Below are 20,895 nucleotides of genomic sequence, written 5' to 3'. Positions count from 1 at the left end.
CGGAGTTTGTTGATGCGTTCAGTAGCAATTTCTATTTTTGCGGTTTTTTCTCTTCTACTTTCAGCCTGTACAGAAGAAACAATTCAATCTGCGTCATCATCGGCAGTCGCTGGCAAGACGCAGCAGGAAAAGCAACTTGAAAAGCAGGTTCGAAGCCTGGATCAGGTTTCAAAAGATATCATCGTCAACAATACCATTCAGGGTGCCCTGGCTGGTGCAGTCGTTGGTTGTGGGATCGGATTGTTGCTGGGTGGCAGTGGCAGCGATTGTGCCGCTGGTGCAGCAGCAGGTGGCCTGATCGGCGGCGTAGGCGGCAATCAGGTCGGCAAGAAAGCGGCAGCCAAAAATGTTGAAATCGTCAACAGCAAGGCTGTTCTGGCCAATCTGTCCAACGTCAGTAAGCAACTGAATTCGGTCGAAGCAAACCTGCGGTCAGTTCTGGCATCGCAAAACGCGGAACTGAAGTCGCTTCGTCGTCAACTGGATGGCGGCCAGGTTTCTCAATCGGCGTACAACGCACGCGTCAAGGCTATCAAGTCAAACCGCCAGGTTGTTTCGAATGAGCTAAAGCGCAGCGAAAAGAACATGGATGGAACGATTTCCGAGTTGCGTGCTGCCTCAAGCAAAGGCCAGCCTGGTCTGGGTGGAGCCACGAATGCAGCCGTCAGCAACAAAAATCGTCTGGCGCGGACGCGGGCATCCATCAATCTTCTTTAAGTTTCTTTGACCCGCGTTCGTTACCGGACGCGGGATTTCCAATAGTAAGTGTGTACCATGACCTCTGATCTTTTTCGTTTCTCAAAACCGGTAATGCTGGTCTCATTGATCGCCCTTGCGGGATGTACAGGATCTACGGACCCAACCACCGCGACTCTCTTCGACAATATAGCTAACCTGAATTCCGGGGAATACGATCGCCAGATTGCGCAGAACAAGGCGCAAGCGGATGCCATTCTTGCTCAGAACAAGGCGGCTGAGCAGCGAAACGCTCAGCTAGCGGCGCAGCGCAATGCCAATCAAAGCGAGATAAACGCGTTGCGTCAGCAGATTGCGGAAGTCAAAGCCCAAGGGGCCAAAGCCCGCGCAGCGTCAGCTTCGGACCCGGTGAAACTGCAGCAAGTTCAGGCTTTGGACAATCAACTGGGGGCCGTCGAACGGGACGTATCAAGCGGCGCTGATCCGTCTGTTGTACGCAACGAACTGAACCGGATTAAGTCGGCCTATCGCGCGCTGTCGATCTGATAAGAAACACGCCAGGTCGGCGCTTGTCGACGCATGCGACGACCGGGACAACTTGCCTGAGGGGGGTCTTGGGATCGTGACCTACGGAATATCACGCACATTTATTGCGGTTGCGGCTGCATTGGTTTTTGCAAGCTCAGCCCAGGCGCAGGACGGTAAGACGCGTGCGCCTGCGACCGGGCTTGCCATTCTGGATTGCGCTCCGGCAAAACCTGCACCGGAAGACAGTTGTCTGGTGCGGGTACCGTCAGGCAACGAACGCGGCGGTATGAGCTTTCGATCCCTTGGTGATACGCAAGCTGATTTCGAGTTCGTCAAAGATGTCGACGAATTGCCCGGTAACCTGACCCTCTCTGCTACAATGGTTCTGATTGACCTTTCTGTCGGGGATCGCAGTGGCAGGGTGCGCAGCTGGAGCCGCGAGAGGGACCTTATATCGCGCGTGGTGACGAACCTGCCGCCAGATGAGAAAGTTGCAATCTACGGTTTCGGTAACGATATTGTCGAACTCTCACCATTCTCCACCAGCCGCTCGCGCGCGGAAGACGTGGTCAAATCTCTAGAAATCAAAGAACAGAACACGCGCCTTGTTGCAAACTCGACCCGGGCAATCGAATTGCTCAGCGAGCAGGACGATGTGCTGTTGAAAAACCTGATCCTGATCACCGACGGCGACGAGGAAGGGTTGGCCACCGTTGAAGAGATTTCAGCGGCTGCGGAAAAGGCAGGGGTGTCTGTCTCAGCTCTTGGGATGTTCTGGCGGGCACAGGGGAATGCCCGTACCACGCGCGGCATCGATGTTTTGAAACGCCTGACCGATCCTCAACAAGGTCTAATGGAAGAAGTGTTTCTTCAGAACCAACAAACAGCAAACACGGTAGTTTCAAGCTTCATTCGAACTTATGGAAATTCGGTCAAGGGCTCAGGCCTGATCGTCCCCGTAGGCGATGCGGCGCCAGCGCGTATCACGATTGACATGATCGAACCTGTTGTTGGTCAACCTGGTCAGACACAGACCAAGAGCTACTCGGCAGAGTTTCAGCCTGTCAATGTAGCGGCGGCGCAAACGGAAGAACCGGCTGAACCGGAAGTGGATGAAACTCTGATTTTCGGCTTGCCGGCTTTGTATGTCTATGTCGGTGCCGGTGTTCTGGCATTGCTGGTACTTTTGCTGGCGTTCTTGCTGATGCGTCGCGGGGGCTCTGGTTTTGATGATGATCTGGAAGAGATCGAACTGGGGGATATCCCAAATGCTGAGGAAGTGCCGAACCGCGACGCAGCACCGACGGCTGCGCATGTACCACCTCCGGTTGCCTTTCTTGTGCGTGTTGACAATGGACATCGGTTTCCGGTGCCCGCAGGGCGTTCGACCTTGGGCCGCAGCAGCACTAACGCCGTGGTCGTTCCCGATAGCGGCGTATCCCGTGTTCATGCCGAACTGAGCGGATCGCTGGATGGCAAGTTCACACTCAGTGATCTGGATAGTCTGAACGGGACGCTGGTCAATGATCGCAAGATCAAAGGCACGCAAAGAATAAATGTGGGTGACACTGTGGGCCTTGGGCCCGTGCGCCTGAAACTGGTCCGCGGTTAATCCGCCAGATCATCTGAACAGGAAAGGTGATGAAAATGGGTAACGATAACAAGACTAGCTGGTTGTTCGATAAGGATGACGAAGAGTTGAACGATCTGGACATAGAAGGAGATGACGGTTTTACCGAAAGCCTTGCCCCTTCGAACAATGAACCGACACATGCAATCGGCGGATCATCCTACAGCGAAGCCCCGACCGAATATGTAGAATCTGACAAGACGCAGATCTACCACGGAGGTATGTCCAAGAGCTTTTCCGGAAAAGCCGAATTTGATCCAATGATTGATCCCATTACAGGGTGGTTGGTCGTGGTGAAGGGCCCCGGACTGGGACAGTCTGTAAACCTGGGTTCAGGTATGAACACGCTGGGACGCGAGGGAGGAGAGCGTGTGTCACTGGATTTTGGTGACAAGTTGATTTCTGGTAAGGATCATCTGCGTATCATTTTTGACGACGCCAATCGGGTATTCTTTGCAGCCCCCGGAACAGGCCGCAATATCAGTCGGATCAACGGGCAGATCGTCGCCACGACAATGCCGCTTGAGAACTATGCTTTGATTGAATTGTCCAAGCAGACTCATGTGCGTTTTGTTGCTTTCTGTAACGAGGATTTTGACTGGTCGGAACTGGCCCAATCCTCTGAAGACTAATTCAGATGACAATTATCAGCGGCAAGCAAAGCCTGGGCCAGCGCGAGAACCAGGAAGATGCGTTTGACATCGTATTCCAGAATGAACGTGACCCCAAATCAGATATCCTCATGCTGGTCGCCGACGGGATGGGGGGGCACGCTGGTGGTGAAGTGGCCGCGAACATGGCGTTGTCAACCTTCAAATCCCATTTCATCGAAGGCTCGAACGCCCCTCGTCCTCGAGACCGGTTGCAGGAGTCATTGATCGCGGCCAATGAAGCTCTGCGTCACAAGATTGGCAGCCAACCGGATCTAAAGGGCATGGGGTGTACACTTGTTGCCGCCCTGAAACTGGGTGACCGTTTGGTCTGGTTGTCCGTCGGAGACAGCAGCTTGTTTCTACTACGCGACGGACGGCTGAAAAAGCTAAACGCTGATCACTCGCTTTACGGCGAGCTTTTGCAGATGGTTGCGTCTGGTCAAATCACTCAGGACGAGGCTGACAACCATCCGCGTCGCAACGCACTGCGCTCTGCCTTGATGGGAGATCGGATTTCACTGACGGATATCAACGCGATCAACCTGAAACCCGGTGATGTCGTACTGGTATGTTCTGACGGGCTTGATACGTTGTCGCAAGCCGAGATCACCGGCGTGTTGCAAAGCGGTAAAAGTCGCGACATGCGTGGTGTGGCCTCGGATCTGCTGAATGCCGTCGAGGCGAAAGGCAAACCGAAACAGGATAATACGACTGTTGTGGTTTATGCTCATGTTCAGGAAGGCATGAGCAGCATGTTGCGGGGCAGCCAGTGGGCGTTCACACCCGCTGACAATCGAAAGAAAACACTGAAGTATATTGCAATCGGACTTGGGGCTTTAGCCATTGGGGCCACTATTGGTGCGCTGAGTTTCGGTGACAAGAAGGCAGCGGAGACTGATCCGGCGCCAAAGCCCGAGCCCGTTCCTGCAGAACAGGAAGAACGCAGTATCGGAGACAGCTCGGTCACCGATCCAGTTTCACCGGAAACACCTGTTGAAGGTGGTGATAGCCCCGCCCCCGAGGAATCGGAAACTCAGGAACCGGTGGCTGATCCGGAAGCGTCTGGTGAAGAAACCCTTCCGTCAGACGCGCCTGAAGCGTCTGGTGACCAGCCCACTGAGGATGTGACCAATCAGGATGAGAAGCCGTCCATTGATTCAGTAGTTCAGGAGTAGCGCCGCCCGTGTCCGCTCATTTGCCAAGGGGAGAAACCTTTGCCGGCTATGTCCTGGGGGACGTGCTTGGGCAAGGGGGCTTTGGCATCACATATCAATCGCGCAACCGGGAATCAGGCGAAAGATTTGCAATCAAGGAGTACTTCCCAGCGGATTACGCCAGTCGCGGACCCAAGAACGCAGTCGTTCCTACAAGCGAAGGGCGTCAGCTTTTTCACATGGGGCTCGAGGCGTTTTTACAGGAAGCTAACATGTTGCGCGATCTCCCGCAGCAGCAGGGATTGATGCGTGTTCGGGCAGCTTTTCGCAAGCATGGTACAGCCTATTGCGTGATGGAATACATCCACGGCGATCCGTTGGACCGGATGATGACCCGTATGATCGAGGCACGTGGCTCCGTACCTCAGGACCTCGTAAAAAAGTTTCTCCAATCAATGCTTGGTGCATTGGATGCGGTTCACAAGGTTGGGATAGTACATCGCGACATGAAGCCTGCGAATGTCATGATCCGAAAGGATGGGCAGCCGATCCTGATTGACTTCGGAGCAGCGCGACTGATGGGCAAGTCCAGCGGGTTGGCCTCTATGTTCACACGGAAATACGCCGCGATCGAGCAGTTTCCGCCCGAAAAAACCGGGTTGGCAGGCGGAGTTCACGAAGGACCGTGGAGCGATCTGTTCGCATTGTCCGTTATTCTTTACGAAATGGTGTCGCAAAGCCTGCCGCCAAATGCGGAAGAACGCTGGAAAGACAAGCGGGCCACTGGTCGTGATCCTTATGTGCCCGTGCGTCAGAATCTGATCCGCAACCGTGTGCAGGCCCAATATGATGACGTTCTGCTCAATGCGATCGACATGGGGTGTCAGCTGTTGCCCCGAGACCGAATTCAGACTGCGCGAGACTATGCCCGGATTTCAGGTATCGATTTGCGTCACCCTGTCGAGAAACATGAACCACCTGACCCGAAACCAAAGCGACCACAGGACGGTCGAACGCCTCAACATAAGCGCGGTGGACGTGCTGGGTATAAGGCATCGCTAATGGTGTTGATGTTTATTCTGGTCGTTGCTGTGGCCGTAATTGCGTATGGAACTTTGATGTGAATGTTGTGATCGCCCTTCGTGCATTGTTTTTCTCAGTTGTTTGGTCGGCTGCTTTCGGCGTGTCAGCAGCATGCGCGCAGATCCAATCCGAAGTCGTTACGGTGGCTGATGGTGCGGTTGGGCGTGTGGTTGTCCAATACGATGGCGGATGGGGAACCGGGTCTGGCTTTGTGCTTGCGCCTTTGCCGGGTGGAGGCGGGTATTATTTTCTGACCAATCACCACGTGATCGAAGGTGGCGTCAGCGCGTTTGTTGGCTTCAAGAAAGGCGACCGGATCTACAAATACGGCGTTCAGGTCGCATACGATTCCTTTGAAAAGGACATGGCTATCCTGAAGATCACACCGCAGGAATCCTTTGATCACAAACCCAACGTTCTGGCGGTGCGTGTTGGGACAATCAACAAAGGCGAGCAGGTTGCCGCAGTCGGTTTTCCTGGCACTTCAGACGTATCCAATGACAGCGGAAACGAGCTGGCCTTTTTTGAGACCACATTGACACAAGGGGCCGTCAGCAAAGTTTCACCCGGAAAAACGCAGCGGAATCGTGGTACGCAAGAAATTGTTCAGCACACTGCAGCAATCAACCCCGGAAACTCCGGCGGGCCGATGATCGATTTCTGCGGTTCGGTTTTGGGGATCAACACCGCCGGTGTCATGTTGAATTCGGATGGTGAAACTCCTGCTAACGGCACGTTCTTTGCACCATCCGCCAATTCCATCGCCGGTTTCCTGCAAGACAGCAATGTCCCGTTCACGCGTCACAAGGCAGGTTGTGATCCTGACAATCCAACTGTCGTTTCCGGTGGTACGTCAGACAGCAACCTTCTGATCATCCTTGCTGTATTGTGCGGTGGAGGCGCTGTGGTGATCGGTGGGATGTACTATGTCGTCTCGCAAAGTCGCGGTAAGGCTGATTTTAAACCCGAGCGGTCGGCTGCGTCTTCCAAATCCTCTGGGCGGTCTATTCTTGCCGTGGGCATGGCGGGTCATTCTGCGCAGTTCAGTGCTCGGCAGTTGCAATCCGGTGTCACCATCGGGCGTGCCAGCGAGAACACATTGACAGTCACTGATCGCAATTTGAGCCGCCGTCATGCAAGCCTCTCTCTGCAGGGGCGCAAGATGATGCTGACAGATCTTGGGTCTTCGAATGGGACCAAGGTTGACGGGCGGCGCCTCAAGCCAAACGAGCCGGTGCAGATCAACACCACGTCGAGGGTTGAACTGGGAGGGATAGCGCTTGTCCTCAAACGACCCTGATACCGTCCTGTCAATCCGGAACCTTGGTATAGAACGAGCGCCGAGTTTCTTTGTTGTGATCGAAGAACTGGACCTGAGGGCAGGTGAGACCATTGTTCTGGATGCTGTCAGCGGGGCGGGTAAAAGTACCGCTCTGGGGTTGATCGCGGGGGCGCTTCCGTTGACTGCATTGCCGGATACGCACCACGAGATAGCTGGCGTTACGGTGACGCCGGATACGCCTCGTGCGGATTTTGCGGGGCCGGACAAGCTGGGATTTGTACTTCAAACAAACACACTGGTTCCATATCTGACATTGCTCGAAAACATCGAACTGCCCGTGCGCGTTGCGGGTCAGGAACCCGATGCAGAATGGCAGGACCATCTTATCCGGTCGATGGGCCTGGGTGACTATGGGGCGCGAAAGCCGGGTCAGTTATCTGTTGGTCAACGACAGCGAGTATCCGTTGCGCGGGCTTTGTTGGGTCGACCGGCCCTGTTGCTGCTGGATGAGCCGGTGTCGGCATTGGATCCCGCGAATGTCGCCGAGGTCGAGGGCTTGATCGTGCATCTTGCGGCAGAGGCCGGGTCTGCTGTCGTGTTGGCCAGCCATCAGGCGCAGACCGGTGAGTTTGCGCAAACGCCTCGGGCTGATCATCGGCTTCTGGATCATCAGGGGCAGTCCTATTCCATCTTTTCCACAGCGGGTCGTGTAGCGGCCAAGGTGGCATGATGTTGAAAATACCAACCAAACTGGCCCTCAGGGAGTTAAAGCACGACTGGCAATCGGCTTTATGTTTTGTCGCTGCCTTGGCTGGTGTTCTTGGACCTCTGCTGATCATACTTGCGCTCAAGAATGGGGTCATCGGCACAATGGTCGGGCGTCTGATCGAAGATCCGTCGAACCGTGAAATCCTGGCCATCGGTGCGGGGCAGCATGATGCTGCCTTCTTTGCAGGTTTGAGTGCGCGGCAAGATGTAGGTTTTGTTGTTCCTGCAACACGCTCAATCAACACATCCGCAAACGCTGTTCGGAATGAGGCGCAGCGGAAACTGGAGCGGGCGGTGCCATTGATCCCGTCATCTGCGGGTGACCCCTTGGTCAAGGGCGAGGCCGTCGGTCCCGGCCGGATCTGGATATCAGACACGCTGGCAAGTGATCTTTCGGTTTCCGCAGGTGATACACTGGACATGATTATCGGGCGCGAGGTCGACGGGCAGCGCGAGAACGCGCGGCGCGACCTGACGGTTATCGGTGTGCTATCGCCTGAGATCTGGCCGCGGCCCGCAATCTTCCTGTCGGTTCCCGACTTGCTGGCAGTTGAGCGGTTCCGGGATGACCTGTCCGCGACACCTGGTAACTGGACGGACCCGGTTCCGGAACCTGACAGCTTTGCCAGCTATCGCCTGTATGCCAGGTCTCTCGAAGATATCGCAACCCTTTCCGCTTATTTGGCGGATATCGGTTTGCAATCTCGTCCAAGGGCTGAAAACGCAGCGCTGTTGCTGTCATTTCGCCGGAATTTAAACATCCTTTTCACGGCCGTAGCGGCATTGGCGATGTTCGGGTTTTGGGCTGCAATGTCAGCCAACCTTCGTGGTATGGTCGAGCGTCAACGCGTCATCTTCAGTTTGTTTTCCATGTTGACGATGCCCGATCGTCAGCGGTGCGTCATTCCCGTTGTGCAAAGCCTGACGCTTGTACTGGGTGGTGTGATTGCGACCTTGGTTATCATCCTGCCTTTTCTGCTTGCCATCAATGCCAGCTTCGAAACGGCGCCCGGAGAGGCCATTGCGCGCCTTTACCCCGGTGACATTCTGGCCACTCTGGGTCTGGGCGCTGTGACAGCTGTCACGGCAGCGGCCTGGGCGGTATTTGCCGTTCGCAATGTTGAACCACAGGAGGTTTTGACCCATGCCTAGACTTCCTCTGAGTATGATTGCCACTCTGATCGGCCTTTTCAGCTTGACTTCAACCGCACAGGCGCAGGACATCACTTGGCGCGAGAAATATTTTAATCCGCAACCCGCCGAGGGAGATTTGACTCTGCCAATGCCGTGCGGCGGAGCGATGACGTTTCGAAAGATCGCAACTCCTAATACTGACGGCGTGATTGGCGATGTTTCGGTTGTACTTGGTCAGGAAGGAAGCGAGCAGCCCTATCTGAACGGTCTTCGCCGGGCGTTTGTATCTGGTGCGTTCGCGGATGAAGATGGTGCGGCCAAGGGCTACTTCTACATGGCCAAATACGAGTTGGCACAGGCACAATGGGATGTGGTCATGGCTGGTCAATGTTCCGAAAAGGAACCCCGCCGACGCGAGTTTGTTCCTGCCGTCGCACAATCAAAGCTCGACTATCAGCGCTTTGCTGAGGCCTATACGCTATGGTTGATGCAGAACGCCCCGGATACGTTACCGCGTGTCGGTGAAACACGTGGGTATCTGCGATTGCCGACTGAAGAAGAGTGGGAATACTCTGCCCGCGGTGGGTTGGCCGTTGATCAAGCTCTGTTCCGGGCGCCCTTGCCCCCGATTCCGGAAGGGACGCCGCAGGACGAATTCATAGCACATGGTGGAACAGCGTCGGCGGGCGGTAAATTACAGGTTATAGGTTCGTTGCGCCCCAACCCTTTGGGTCTGCATGACATGCTGGGCAATGCGGCCGAAATCGTTGGCGATCCATTTGCTTTGGTCCGTCACGGCCGATTGCACGGACAGGCCGGAGGATTTGTGAAACGGGGGGGTGATGCACGCACACCCTTGGCGGACATCACTTCTTCGACCCGGTTCGAAGTGCCGCCGTTTGACATTTTGTCCAATACCTCTTCAGCGGACCGGTTTACCGGCACACGTCTTGTGTTGCAGGGCTTGGCCATTACTTCGGCTGATCAGGACCAGGCTCTGAAAGATGGACTGGACCAATTGGCACGCCCGGACGAAGGTCTTGCTGTAGCGGCCAGCGAACAAGAGGCGATGGACCTTCTGGATGAGATATCGGCCGAGACGTTGTCGGATCGGACCAAAACTCAATTGGCGGTGATCAAGGATACCTTGAACAGGGGGCGTGTGGAACGTAACGCGCAACGCGACCAGTCGATCCGCCTTATCCTGACCTCGGGTGTACTTGTCTGCGGGCAGGGCATTCGACGTTATCTAAATGCGCTGATTTCATCACTGACAATTGCACCTGAGCTGGATGCGCTGGAGGCGGAAGCGCGGGCAAGCGGGGACCAGTCTTTCCTTGACGAAGTGCTTGCTGCCAAAGAGGACGCTGCGGCCAAGCTGGCCGAACTTGAGGCCAAGGCCAAGGCTGATATTGTCGAATATGCCAACCTGATCGAAGGGTTGGTCGATCAGTATTCACCTGTTTTGCTGCGCAAGCAGATCGATTTCATCTATCCGACAGAAGCAGAGCGGGGTCGCGAGCGCGCGACTTGCCTTGCTATGGTTCAGGATCATATCGGTGCGCGAAGCGTAGCTGGCTATTCGGATTTGGATCAGATTGCGAACGACTTTCAGGCAGTTGCTTTGTCGTTTGTCGAAGAATGAATTGGAAAGGTTGAACTATGCGGGATGTATTGAACAAATCGCTTGAAGTACTGGTCTGGATAACGACTTGTCTATCCATTGTCTTTTTCTGTTTCACAGCAATTACGATGTTGCGGCTATCTCCGCTGGGGCCGGATACAACGACCATCATTGCAGCCTTTCTGACTGTGGTGTTCGGGATTACCGCTTCGCTTGTTTTTGCTGGCATCTGTTTTCAAATCATGGATATCCGCACCTTTTCCAAACACAGCGCGATCAGTTTGAAGAGCCGGAGGTAACATAAGCTATGGAACATTCTGTACTTGGGCTTCGACCCGGCAGCGTCCTTCAGGATACCTACGAGATCAAGTCTCTGTTGGGTGAAGGTGGTATGGGTGCCACATTCCGGGGTTTGAACCGGGCCAGCGGTCACGAAGTGGCAATCAAAGTAATGACACCTAGCTTTGCCAAGAACCAAAAAGCGGTTGACCTGTTCCGGCGCGAAGCGAATTTGCTGCGAACTGTCCGTAGCGAGGCGGTGGTCCGGTTCGAAACCTCCATGCTGGATAAGGACGGGCGCTTGTTTCTGGTCATGGAATTTGTACCGGGTCATCCTCTGTCGCATTATCTGAAAAAGGGCGCGCGACTTTCGTCCGATGACGTTCTAAAATTGGGGTTGCGACTGGCGCAGGGGCTGGAGGCAATCCATAAACTGGGCATCGTTCATCGAGATGTTGCACCCGACAATGTGATGATCTCGCATGAAGACATTAATCAAGCGAAGTTCATAGATTTCGGTTTGGCATCTGACAGCATCGGAACCGACAAATCGATAATCGGCGACAGTTTTGCAGGCAAGCTGCGCTATTGTGCTCCAGAACAGTTGGGTTTGTTTGGCAATAGTGTTTCAGCCGCGACCGATGCCTACGCATTGGGTCTTGTGTTGATGCGTACGACCGGGCTCGAGTTGCCAGGTGAAGGTAAAGGTTTTGCCGCGGTTGAAGACCGAAAGGTGGACATCAAGATAACCGATCCAAAGGTTGCGCCCGGTCTGAAATCTGTTTTGGAACACCTGCTGAAAGCCAACCCCAAAGACCGTCCCAGTGACCTGCCTGGCTTGTTTCGCACAGCAATGAGCGGTGCCAAGGCAGCACCGACTTCGGCGGCTGTACCCCGTCAGCCGACTGCCGCGCCCGACCAGGGTGGGGGCAGCAAACTACCTTTGATTGCGGCGGGTATCGTCGCTCTGATCGCAATTGCTGGAGGTGCATGGTATTTTCTGTCAGGAGCTGGTGGTTCGTCAGCCAAGGTCAATGAGTCTGTCGGGATTGCGCAGGAGGCCGTTGCTGCCGATAACCCACTGACAGCCGCACGAGACCTCTTGGCTGTGGGCGGGGCACAGAATCTGGATGCCGCTTTGGGCGCGCTGATTGCGATCAGCAACGATCAGGAGTTGTCCCAACAGGATCGGGCATCAGCCAATATCCTGATTGCTGAGATGTATGATCCTAAAACGCACAGCACCGTTACATCGCCTTTCCCGCGCCCTGACCCGTCGGCAGCACGGCGTTATTATCAGCGCGCAGCTGATCTTGGGTCGGACACGGCGCGTCAGGCTTTGGATCGATTGGCTGAGTGAGGAGGTGAAGAAGATGTTGATACGAGTTATTTCCCTAGTTGCCTTGTTGGCCTCTATGGTCGGTCCGGCTACGGCGCAATCAAGATCTCCGCTTCCAATCGAAGGCAAAGAAAGCCTGTATCAAAGGGTTCTGATCCGTGAGCGGATCGACGCGAGGCCCGAGCCAGACAGCGAAAGTTCCGCGGCGTCTCTTTCTCCATTACAGGTGTTTTTTGTCTATGCTCGTGACGGCGACTGGATGCAAATCGGAGCGAGCGATCAAGGCGACGATCTTATGTGGATTCCGGAAGGGGCGGCTATTCCCTGGAATCAGAACATTGTTGCAACGTTGGAAGGCAGTGACAATGTCGGACGCGTTTTGTTTTTTAATGATATCGACCCGATCTATGACATCATCGAAAGCGAAAACCCCGCCGGTCTTGCAAAAAACGCCAGAGATGAAGCGCTGGCAGCTGAGCAGGGCGGCGAACCGTCAGAAAGCGTGATCGCCTTAGGCCCGCGCGAAACGATTGATCAGCGTCAAAACCTTTATGTAATGCCAATCCTGGCAACGGAAGAGGCTGTGTTCGACATCGGACCGTTCGTAAATCTGCTGCAAGTGGCCGTTGCCAGTGCCAACGCCCCGAACCGCCCGGCGCCATCGGGTAGTCAGAATTCGGGCGACTTAAAAACAGCAGTGGTCTTTGTCGTGGACACTACGATATCGATGGAGCCGTATATCCGCGCTACCCGTGCAGCACTGCAAGAGGTTTATCGAGAGGCCGCAGGATCAGCGGCAGCAGACGCGATCAGTTTCGGGCTTGTTGGCTATCGCGACAGCCTCGAGGCAGCTCCGGGCCTTGGGTATGACGTTCGGACATTCGTGGATCTTCAGCAGGGCCTTAACGTTGACAACTTCCTGAGTGGCATCGATCAGATGCAAGAAGCGGAATCCAGCAGTAAGAATTTTCGCGAAGACAGCTATCGCGGTATTGAATACGCATTGGAAGGCATGGACTGGAGCGACTTTGGGGGACGGTTTATCGTACTGGTTACAGATGCAGGTCCACGCGAATTCGATGATCAGTATTCTGCCACAGGGTTGAGCGCCGAAAGTCTGAACAGGATTGTCCGTGAGCGCATAGGTGGTGCGATGGCCGTCATGCATCTGCGTACCGCGCGAGGTGCCAAAGACCACCCTTCGGCTGAAGCGGCTTATAAGCAACTGACCGCCTTTCCGAATTCTGCTCCCTTGTATTTCCCGATCGAGAACGGTGACCCAGACGTCTATAAGGAAACCGCACGCACGTTGGGTGGGATTGTGGCAAAGCATACGTCTTCTTATCGTCGCAGCGGCGGCGACGAGATTTTGGACGAAGACGCCATTGCTGACAAAGGTGACAACAGGTTTTCCGGCCTGAGTACAGCAAGCCGGACTATGCAACTGGCCTACCTTGGAAAAACAGAAGGCGCGCGAGCGCCCGACTTGTTTGAAGCTTATGTGGCGGATCGGGATTTTGATCGACCAGGATTGAAACCTTTGTCTATCAGATTGCTCATCTCGAAGGCGGATCTGAGTAACCTGGAAGAAGCGTTGCGGATCATTGTCGACCAGGCCGAGCGGAACGTCGTGAACCCTGATCAGTTCTTTGCACAGGTTCTTGGAGTTGCCGCAGACATGAGCCGCAGACCTGATCAGGTATCACGCCAATCAGACCCCAGCCTTGCCGAAGCTGTGGCGTTGGACGAATACCTGTCTGACCTGCCCTATAAGTCTCAGATCATGACTATTACTGAAGATGATTGGGTGCGCCTTCCGATTTCAGAGCAGCAAACCATCGTCAACGGGCTATATGACAAGATCGAACGGTACCGGCGGTACAACGAGTCGACCGATCAATGGGTTGATTACCTTGGGGCCGGGCCGCAGGCAGGAAACTTGCTGTACCCGATGTTGCTGGATGATCTGCCATAACCCCAAAGGTGTTGTCGCAAATCTTCTGCGCGAGCCAAGCCGTCGAAAGCGGTTTCTAGATCATTTGACCATGCGCCAGGCGGGCGATGTGTTCCATCGGGTCACGTTTCTGGTCCCCGACCAACGTATACTGCCAGGGTCCGTCCTGCCAGAAGACGACAAGATACCCGTCCTCTTGTCGAAACCGAAATGATTGAGTTTGAGTTGTGTCGCCATGCGTGGCCATCAAACTTAACCGATCACCCTCTGCATTCTCGTACATAAATAAAGCTGAGGCTTGGTCTCCTGCGGGCAAAAGGCGTCCTCCAATCAGGGAAAACCCGGTTTCCCCAAGTTGCGGCGCGATAATGGCAGAGCCCAGACGATTGGAGAGCCAGGTTTGCAAGTGGTCTTTTTCCGCAGCGGCGACTTCTACAGGGTGAAGAACCTCAACGGCGAATAAAGAATGCGCCGCCTTTGCGTGTTGCGAAAACAATGCCAGATCGTCGGTTGTTCCACTGTTCCAAGGTTGCAAATAAGATCCCAAGCCGAATCCGACTGTAAAAACCGCGACCGAAGCAACCAGCCTCAAAGAGACTGGCGAGGGTGGCGTGGCCTGTTTCCGCAGACTTCGAAGATGTGCCGCAGAAGGTACAGGGACCGCCTTGTTTATCAGATCAGATTGACGCTGCATTGCACGAACGCGCGCTGCATCGTCCGGGTGACGGGCAAGGTGACGGTCAAGGCGTTCGCTCTCTTCCGGTGACAACTCACCGTCTATGCTACGCTGAACCAGGTCTTCGATGGATGGGGTGTGCGTCATTTCACGCTCCTGATCTTCACGGCGGTCGAAGCGTCCATTTCAGATTTGATTTTAGTACGCGCGCGCGAGATCCGCGACATCAGCGTACCCTTTGGAATGGACAAAGTTGTGGCCGCTTCGTCATAGCTTAACCCACCAATCACAACAGAAAGAAGGGCTTCTCGCTGATCTTGGGGAACAGAATCCAGCGCCTTCCAGACAGCCTTGAGTTCCAACCGTTCTTCGGCCGTGCTTGTCGTAGCTGCCAGCGTCGAAATGTTGTCGAGATCGACAGTGTTGAATTTGGTCTCTCGACGCCACCTGTCCCGGTAGAGGTTCAACAATATTTTAGTGAGCCATGGTTTCAACGGCCGTCCCGGAAGCCATAGCAATCGTTTGCGAAGGGCGCGTTCAACACAATCCTGCACCAGATCATCCGCCGCATCCGGATCACGGGTCAGCGACCAGGCATAACGCCAAAGATCGGGGAGGCAGTTTTCAAGCTGGTTTTCAAATGACTGAAGCATGTACGTAAGCCGGGAGAGGAAACCTTCCCCCGGCACCAAGGTTCAGGGGCGTGCGATATGCCAAACACCTTTTACACCGTCCCCTGTCATGTCCCCAGGGTTTTCGTCTTTGAACCATAGATAAAGCGGCTTTCCTTTGTAGGCGATCTGAACGCTGCCATCCATGCGTTCGATCAGGCTGTAGCCTTTTTTCAGTTCCATGTTGGCATCACCCATCAGCGGCGGCCATTTGGTGGCACAGTCATCATAGCAATTCGAAACGCCTGTTTCGTCCTTGTCAAAGGTATAGAGAGTCATCTTGTGCGCATCCATAAGGAAGGTTTCTCCGTTGAGCTTGCCAGTTACGGCTGGCGCACCGGTGTGACCATCCGCAAATGAACCGGTTGCAGTCGCAACCAGCGCGACACCAGAAAAAGTAAGGGACTTTAGGGACATTGTATTCTCCGACTGTTTCAGGTCTGCCGAATGGCAGACAATACAACTACGAAGGCACCTGGAAAAAATTCCCCAAAGTGAAACATTTTTTCGGCGGCGTGTGGGCATTGTTTTGATGGTAAAGCCAGAGTCCACGCCTATGGGAAAGGTCACGCATATCCAGTTTGGGTACGAAAAACCTGTATCTGTTCGACAAGTGGGACAAGCGCGTTAGGGCCCGAGGGGCAGGGTGCTTCGTCACCTGTCAGTATCTGAAGTAAGGACAATTAAGTGTTGGCACGGCTATCGCAAATCTTGCAAAACGAAAGCACAGGCGAGCTGATTGCATGCGCCCGGAACAATTATCTCTCAGAAACTTCTGTCTCCGAGCTATCCAATTTGAATTGGGACGCCGCCTAGGCTTAGACCTAGAATTTTCCGGGGAAAAGTCCGCATAAAAACCTTCGAACAAGGTTGACAGAGCGGCGGCGTGAAAATCCCTGCATATCGGTTAGGTAGTTCACCCACATCCCCTCCAGCAAGGCCAGCGTTCCGCTGGTTGCGTCATCTACCAGGTTCGGGTCGCCTCTGTTTTCCGAGGCTATCTCTGTGAACGCGGACCGCAAGGTTTCGACAAGTTTGTCATCCTGAGTGCTGCTGTAACGGGCGATACCTGGATGAGAGCTTGCGATACCCCGAAACGCATGCCAGATTTTAGTACTGCGGGGATTGAGCAGTGCTTCTGACAGGTCGGCCTCAATCACTGCCATAACACGGTCTTCGGGTCTTGCGCTCGGGCCCAGATCTGTCCTTCTGTCCATCTCGGCATAATACTCGGTGCTGAAATGCTGGGCGGCTGCGGTCAGTAAATTGTCCTTACCCCCGAAATGCAAATGGATCATTCCGCGTGACAGACCGGAGCGCTCGCAGATTCGGCTGACCGAGGTATCGGTCACCCCAATATCGGCAATCGTGTCCAGAGTCGCGTCGATCAGTAGCTGTTTATTGGCTTCCGGATCCCGCTTTGAACCGCGTTTTTGTTCCTTGACGCTTTGCGCTTTATTCAATGGTACCAACCGTTTGTGAATGTCTCATAGAGGTAGCTCACAGGAATATTGACACGAAAGGCCATTCTGGCGCAACATTTAATGGACGATCGTCCATTAGTGACTCGTGAATTGCGGGAAGGGAGGTTGGGTGATCTTTCGCAGCGAAGCGTCCCGGGGATATACCCTTAGCGCGCCAGCCACGGCTTACGTGGGCTTTCTGGTCGCGGCGCCATTGGTGATCCTGATTGCCTATTCATTCTGGACCCAAACCTATGTGACGCTCGACAAGACACCGACGCTGAAGAATTACAGCGATGCGTTTGCGGATCCGCTGGTCCGACACCTGATGCTTCGGTCGATCTGGATTGCCGGAGCGGTGACCATAGTCACCGTCGCGCTGGCCTATCCCATCGCGTATTTTATCGCGATGAAGGCCCAGAAAAAGACCATCTGGTTATTACTGATCACCATACCGTTTTGGTCCAGCTATTTGCTGCGCGTATTTGCCTGGAAGCTCATTCTGGGGTTCAATGGAGTGATGAACTCTGCGCTTCTTGCGCTGGGTTTGATCAGCGAACCTCTCGACTTCCTGCTCTACAACGAATTCGCAGTCGTGCTGACGCTCGCTCATGCCTGGGCACCATTTGCGATCCTGCCGATCTATGTCTCACTGCAAAAGATCGATCCGAGCCTTCTTGAGGCTGCAACAGATCTTGGGAACAGCCCCTTTCAACGTTTTATGCGGGTGACGCTGCCGCTGACGATCCCAGGTATCATTGCTGCTTGCCTGATCATCTTCATCCCTACAGTCGGTGATTATGTGACCCCGGCTCTGGTTGGTGGTTCAGATGGGAAGATGATCGCCAATCTTATTCAGGTGCAGTTCGGGGCCGCCAACAACTGGCCACTTGGGGCTACGCTATCGTTAATCGCAATGCTGTCGGTGGGCTTTGCGGCCATCGTGTTTGTCATGTCCGCCACACGGCTGGGGAGGCGGATCAGATGAGACGTCCTACGACCCTGACAGCCTATGCGTTCGTGTATCTGCTGTTTCTGTACCTGCCGGTTTTGTTCCTGCCTTTGTTCTCTTTCAACAGCGGCACAATCGTTGCGTTCCCGATTAAGGGCTGGACACTGGACTGGTATCGGAAGCTGGGCGAGCAGGACACGTTGATCCAGGCGCTTTGGAATTCGCTTGCTGTCGGCACTGTTGTTGCCCTTCTGTCGACCGCCATGGGATTGTTCGCCGCCCGTGCCTTCGTTCGGTACCGTTTTCGGGGTCAACGCGCGGCAGAAGGTCTGGTGATGCTGCCTTTGGTGATCCCAGGTATTATCGTCGCCTCTTCAATGCTGGTCCTGTTTCTGTTTCTTGGTCTCAAGCCGTCATTGCTGACCGTCATTCTGGGCCACACGTTTCTCGCGCTGCCGTTCTCTGTCTCGATCTTGAAATCAGCCTTTGATGACTTCGACGCATCACTGGAGGAAGCATCTTACGATCTGGGCGTCGGTGTGTTCGAAACCTTCCGCCGCGTGACGCTGCCGGTCGTCGCCCCCGGTATCGTAGCCAGTGTTTTGGTCACATTCACCGTCAGTTTCGATGAGTTCGTCCTTGCCTTTTTCCTGTCCGGCAACCAGCCAACCCTGCCGGTTTACATCTGGAGCCAGATCCGTTTCCCCGCCAAGCTTCCAAATGTGTTGGCGCTGGGGTCGATCCTGCTGCTGACTTCGGTTCTGCTTCTGGTTCTGGCCGAATACTTCCGCCGCCGTTCATCCGCATCAGAGGTCCGATGACACACAGAAACATCATAGAGCTCAGGGACGTCGAAAAGCGCTACGGAACATTTGTGGCCGCGAGCGGAATAAACCTTGACCTCAGAGAGGGTGAGTTCTTTTCGCTCCTCGGTCCTTCAGGGTGTGGCAAGACCACGGTTTTACGCATGATCGCGGGCTTTCAGGAACCCACCAGGGGGAAGGTGCTGATTGACGGTCAGGATATGGAAGGAGTGCCGGCCAACAACCGCCCGACGAACATGGTCTTCCAAAGCTACGCAATCTTCCCACACCTCAATGTCGGGAACAACGTAGCCTACGGGTTGCGGGGCAAAGCGCCCAAGGCCGAGATCGACCAGCGCGTCGCCGAAGCTTTGGAAATGGTCGAACTGGGTGGTCTTCAGGATCGCGGCGCAAGCGAGTTGTCGGGCGGGCAGCGTCAAAGGGTGGCGCTTGCCCGCGCGCTGATCATGCGGCCAAAGGTGTTGCTTTTGGATGAACCCTTGTCAGCGCTTGACAAGAAGCTGCGTGAACAGATGCAGTTTGAAATGCGCAATCTGCAACAGTCGCTTGGCATTACCTTTGTGATGGTCACGCATGACCAGTACGAGGCTATGACCATGTCCGACCGTATCGGCGTGATGTTCAACGGACAACTCAAACAAGTTGACACGCCAACGACGCTTTATGCCCGTCCCTGTGATCAACAAGTGGCCAGCTTCATCGGTGAGATGAACATATTGCCGGCCCGGTTACTGAGCGAAAGCGGTGACATGTTGTCAATCGATGCGGCTGCCTTCGGGCGGATGGAAATCGAGAGAAACCCCAATGTGGCGACCAGCGCCAGAAACATGAACATCGGTATTCGACCGGAACAGTTGGAGATTGCTGAGGACCGTCCAGAAGACTACCCATCAACGGTTCAGGGCACTGTCAGCAACGTCGCCTTCTACGGTGAGAATATTCACTACCACATTCAGGTGGCTGGGGCCGAGAAACCAATCTCGGTCTCGGTTCCGAACTATTTCCACACGGTCGACTTTAAACGCGGCGATGTCGTTTGGCTGGGGCTTCAGGCGGCTAGCGTGATCGATCTTGGTACGATCTCGGAATAAAACAGAGGGAGGATAGAATGAAACTTCAGGGAATTGCGGCCTTCGCGTGTGCGACGGCAATAACGACAGGCAGTGCCAGTGCAGGTGGCGCCGATCTGACGGTTTTTGACTGGTCGGGATATGAAGATCCCGGATTCTTTGCCAGCTACATGGAAAAATACGGGGATGAAGCGCCAAGCTATTCCTATTTCGGAAGCCAGGAAGAAGCCTTTACCAAGCTGAGTTCCGGTTTTACCGCTGATCTGGCACATCCTTGTTCCGACGCTGTCAGAAAATGGGTCGCAGCTGATCTGATTCAGCCTTTGGACGAAAGCAAGCTGACCAATTGGGCGGATGTGCTGCCCGAGATCAAAGAGGTCGACGCCATCGTTCTGGACGGCCAGCTTTACATGCTGCCGTTTGAATGGGGGAACACGGGCCTTATCTATCGCACCGACAAGATCTCGGGGGATGACATCTCGCTGCAACTGATGGCAGACCCGGCCTTTGCGGGTAAAATCGCCATCCCGGATGCCGCATCGTCTGCTTATGCCCTGGCCGCGCTGGCCACCGGAAACGCGGATGACTACACCAACCTGAGCGATGAGCAATTCAAGGAAGCATCGGATTTCCTGCGCTCGATCCATCCGAACATGCGTTTTTACTGGTCCGATGCGGGTCAGTTTGACCAGGCCATGACCAGTGGCGAGATCGAAATGGGTTGGGCCTGGAACCAGTCCGAACTGAACCTGATCTGGAACGAAGTGCCCGCGGCCATGATGCGCAACGTGGACAAGGGCATCGCGACCTGGGCGTGTGGCTATGTGCATCTGAAATCGTCCACGACACCGGTCGATCAGGTCTATGACCTTTTGAACGCGCTTACGGACCCTGCCAGTGGTCAGTACATCATCGACAACTGGGGCTACCCGCATTCCAACGCAAAAGCGTTTGAAATCGCCGATCAGGCCAATATCGAAGCCTATGGTTTTTCCGATCCCAAAAGCTTCTTCGAAGGTAGCTTGTTTTTTGATGCTGTGAACCCCGAGCTTGAGGCGAAGATGCTGGCCGAATTCGAGCGGATCAAAGCCGGCTTCTAACATAACCCACTATCC

The 20,895-nt window shown here is 54.6% G+C and carries 20 protein-coding genes; 16 read left to right on the top strand and 4 right to left on the bottom strand.

All coding sequences use genetic code 11. From position 1 onward, the window contains the following. The first annotated feature begins 12 nt into the window (after positions 1–12). The 12 genes from ACR0AD_RS14250 to ACR0AD_RS14195 all read left to right on the top strand — a co-directional run bounded on the left by ACR0AD_RS14250 (position 13) and on the right by ACR0AD_RS14195 (position 14,145). Positions 13–717 (top strand): hypothetical protein, encoded by a 705-nt coding sequence (locus ACR0AD_RS14250; RefSeq protein ID WP_480483548.1) that lies wholly within the window; start codon positions 13–15, stop codon positions 715–717. A gap of 57 nt (positions 718–774) precedes the next feature. Continuing rightward, positions 775–1,242 carry a hypothetical protein gene (locus tag ACR0AD_RS14245; protein ID WP_480483546.1) on the top strand — a complete coding sequence of 156 codons (468 nt, stop codon included), beginning with the start codon at positions 775–777 and terminating at the stop codon, positions 1,240–1,242. Between the two features lie 76 nt (positions 1,243–1,318). Beyond that, the gene (locus tag ACR0AD_RS14240) at positions 1,319–2,836 is read left to right on the top strand and encodes an FHA domain-containing protein (RefSeq protein ID WP_480487974.1); all 1,518 of its coding nucleotides are present in this window, start codon (positions 1,319–1,321) and stop codon (positions 2,834–2,836) included. A 35-nt stretch (positions 2,837–2,871) separates the two neighbouring features. Beyond that, positions 2,872–3,486 carry an FHA domain-containing protein gene (locus ACR0AD_RS14235; protein WP_480483542.1) on the top strand — a complete coding sequence of 205 codons (615 nt, stop codon included), beginning with the start codon at positions 2,872–2,874 and terminating at the stop codon, positions 3,484–3,486. Between the two features lie 5 nt (positions 3,487–3,491). Further along, positions 3,492–4,682 carry a PP2C family protein-serine/threonine phosphatase gene (locus tag ACR0AD_RS14230; protein WP_480487976.1) on the top strand — a complete coding sequence of 397 codons (1,191 nt, stop codon included), beginning with the start codon at positions 3,492–3,494 and terminating at the stop codon, positions 4,680–4,682. A gap of 8 nt (positions 4,683–4,690) precedes the next feature. Next, positions 4,691–5,785, top strand: a complete 1,095-nt coding sequence (locus ACR0AD_RS14225) for a serine/threonine protein kinase (RefSeq protein ID WP_480487977.1) — start codon at positions 4,691–4,693, stop codon at positions 5,783–5,785. Next, positions 5,782–7,044 (top strand): trypsin-like peptidase domain-containing protein, encoded by a 1,263-nt coding sequence (locus ACR0AD_RS14220; RefSeq protein WP_480487979.1) that lies wholly within the window; start codon positions 5,782–5,784, stop codon positions 7,042–7,044. Before ACR0AD_RS14225 ends, ACR0AD_RS14220 begins: the two co-directional genes overlap by 4 nt. Then, positions 7,025–7,756, top strand: coding sequence for an ATP-binding cassette domain-containing protein (locus ACR0AD_RS14215; RefSeq protein WP_480487980.1), 732 nt, complete (start codon positions 7,025–7,027; stop codon positions 7,754–7,756). The genes ACR0AD_RS14220 and ACR0AD_RS14215 overlap by 20 nt, the downstream gene beginning before the upstream one ends. Further along, positions 7,756–8,946, top strand: coding sequence for an ABC transporter permease family protein (locus tag ACR0AD_RS14210; protein ID WP_480487982.1), 1,191 nt, complete (start codon positions 7,756–7,758; stop codon positions 8,944–8,946). The genes ACR0AD_RS14215 and ACR0AD_RS14210 overlap by 1 nt, the downstream gene beginning before the upstream one ends. Beyond that, complete coding sequence (locus tag ACR0AD_RS14205) at positions 8,939–10,573, top strand: formylglycine-generating enzyme family protein (protein WP_480483530.1); 1,635 nt, start codon at positions 8,939–8,941, stop codon at positions 10,571–10,573. Before ACR0AD_RS14210 ends, ACR0AD_RS14205 begins: the two co-directional genes overlap by 8 nt. Before the next feature lie 286 nt (positions 10,574–10,859). Then, positions 10,860–12,191: a serine/threonine-protein kinase gene (locus ACR0AD_RS14200; RefSeq protein ID WP_480487984.1), complete on the top strand. Its 1,332-nt coding sequence runs from the start codon at positions 10,860–10,862 to the stop codon at positions 12,189–12,191. Between the two features lie 13 nt (positions 12,192–12,204). Then, positions 12,205–14,145 (top strand): vWA domain-containing protein, encoded by a 1,941-nt coding sequence (locus ACR0AD_RS14195; protein WP_480483526.1) that lies wholly within the window; start codon positions 12,205–12,207, stop codon positions 14,143–14,145. A gap of 55 nt (positions 14,146–14,200) precedes the next feature. Here the strand turns inward: ACR0AD_RS14195 and ACR0AD_RS14190 are convergent, their stop codons facing one another. The 4 genes from ACR0AD_RS14190 to ACR0AD_RS14175 form a co-directional block, all read right to left on the bottom strand. Next, on the bottom strand, positions 14,201–14,947 hold the full coding sequence (locus ACR0AD_RS14190) for an anti-sigma factor family protein (RefSeq protein WP_480487986.1): 747 nt from the start codon (positions 14,945–14,947) through the stop codon (positions 14,201–14,203). After that, entirely contained in the window at positions 14,944–15,453 is a 510-nt protein-coding gene (locus ACR0AD_RS14185; protein ID WP_480483522.1) for an RNA polymerase sigma factor, read from the bottom strand. Before ACR0AD_RS14185 ends, ACR0AD_RS14190 begins: the two co-directional genes overlap by 4 nt. Positions 15,454–15,495: 42 nt before the next feature. After that, positions 15,496–15,888 carry a COG4315 family predicted lipoprotein gene (locus ACR0AD_RS14180; RefSeq protein WP_480483519.1) on the bottom strand — a complete coding sequence of 131 codons (393 nt, stop codon included), beginning with the start codon at positions 15,886–15,888 and terminating at the stop codon, positions 15,496–15,498. Between the two features lie 407 nt (positions 15,889–16,295). Continuing rightward, complete coding sequence (locus ACR0AD_RS14175) at positions 16,296–16,934, bottom strand: TetR family transcriptional regulator C-terminal domain-containing protein (RefSeq protein ID WP_480483517.1); 639 nt, start codon at positions 16,932–16,934, stop codon at positions 16,296–16,298. 130 nt (positions 16,935–17,064) lie between these two features. Here ACR0AD_RS14175 and ACR0AD_RS14170 point away from each other — a divergent pair, with 130 nt between their 5' ends. From ACR0AD_RS14170 to ACR0AD_RS14155, 4 genes are read left to right on the top strand one after another with little or no spacing between them, the layout of a single operon-like run. Continuing rightward, complete coding sequence (locus ACR0AD_RS14170; RefSeq protein WP_480483515.1) at positions 17,065–17,922, top strand: ABC transporter permease; 858 nt, start codon at positions 17,065–17,067, stop codon at positions 17,920–17,922. Beyond that, on the top strand, positions 17,919–18,707 hold the full coding sequence (locus ACR0AD_RS14165) for an ABC transporter permease (protein ID WP_480483513.1): 789 nt from the start codon (positions 17,919–17,921) through the stop codon (positions 18,705–18,707). The genes ACR0AD_RS14170 and ACR0AD_RS14165 overlap by 4 nt, the downstream gene beginning before the upstream one ends. After that, a complete protein-coding gene (locus tag ACR0AD_RS14160; RefSeq protein WP_480483511.1) occupies positions 18,704–19,801 on the top strand; it encodes an ABC transporter ATP-binding protein in 1,098 nt (365 codons plus the stop codon). The genes ACR0AD_RS14165 and ACR0AD_RS14160 overlap by 4 nt, the downstream gene beginning before the upstream one ends. Positions 19,802–19,818: 17 nt before the next feature. Beyond that, positions 19,819–20,880 carry an ABC transporter substrate-binding protein gene (locus ACR0AD_RS14155; RefSeq protein ID WP_480487988.1) on the top strand — a complete coding sequence of 354 codons (1,062 nt, stop codon included), beginning with the start codon at positions 19,819–19,821 and terminating at the stop codon, positions 20,878–20,880. The last annotated feature ends 15 nt before the right edge of the window (positions 20,881–20,895 follow it).

It is taken from the genome of Ruegeria sp. BH8 (assembly GCF_056538065.1).
Note: the sequence above shows the minus strand (reverse complement) of the source record. Positions and strands in the feature narration are given on the sequence as shown.

Bases quoted from the DNA above. Each gene is read 5' to 3' on its own strand.
- ACR0AD_RS14250 (WP_480483548.1), top strand. From the start codon at position 13: ATGCGTTCAGTAGCAATTTCTATTTTTGCGGTTTTTTCTCTTCTACTT.
- ACR0AD_RS14245 (WP_480483546.1), top strand. From the start codon at position 775: ATGACCTCTGATCTTTTTCGTTTCTCAAAACCGGTAATGCTGGTCTCA.
- ACR0AD_RS14235 (WP_480483542.1), top strand. From the start codon at position 2,872: ATGGGTAACGATAACAAGACTAGCTGGTTGTTCGATAAGGATGACGAA.
- ACR0AD_RS14230 (WP_480487976.1), top strand. From the start codon at position 3,492: ATGACAATTATCAGCGGCAAGCAAAGCCTGGGCCAGCGCGAGAACCAG.
- ACR0AD_RS14210 (WP_480487982.1), top strand. From the start codon at position 7,756: ATGTTGAAAATACCAACCAAACTGGCCCTCAGGGAGTTAAAGCACGAC.
- ACR0AD_RS14205 (WP_480483530.1), top strand. From the start codon at position 8,939: ATGCCTAGACTTCCTCTGAGTATGATTGCCACTCTGATCGGCCTTTTC.
- ACR0AD_RS14200 (WP_480487984.1), top strand. From the start codon at position 10,860: ATGGAACATTCTGTACTTGGGCTTCGACCCGGCAGCGTCCTTCAGGAT.
- ACR0AD_RS14195 (WP_480483526.1), top strand. From the start codon at position 12,205: ATGTTGATACGAGTTATTTCCCTAGTTGCCTTGTTGGCCTCTATGGTC.
- ACR0AD_RS14190 (WP_480487986.1), bottom strand. From the start codon at position 14,947: ATGACGCACACCCCATCCATCGAAGACCTGGTTCAGCGTAGCATAGAC.
- ACR0AD_RS14185 (WP_480483522.1), bottom strand. From the start codon at position 15,453: ATGCTTCAGTCATTTGAAAACCAGCTTGAAAACTGCCTCCCCGATCTT.
- ACR0AD_RS14180 (WP_480483519.1), bottom strand. From the start codon at position 15,888: ATGTCCCTAAAGTCCCTTACTTTTTCTGGTGTCGCGCTGGTTGCGACT.
- ACR0AD_RS14165 (WP_480483513.1), top strand. From the start codon at position 17,919: ATGAGACGTCCTACGACCCTGACAGCCTATGCGTTCGTGTATCTGCTG.
- ACR0AD_RS14160 (WP_480483511.1), top strand. From the start codon at position 18,704: ATGACACACAGAAACATCATAGAGCTCAGGGACGTCGAAAAGCGCTAC.
- ACR0AD_RS14155 (WP_480487988.1), top strand. From the start codon at position 19,819: ATGAAACTTCAGGGAATTGCGGCCTTCGCGTGTGCGACGGCAATAACG.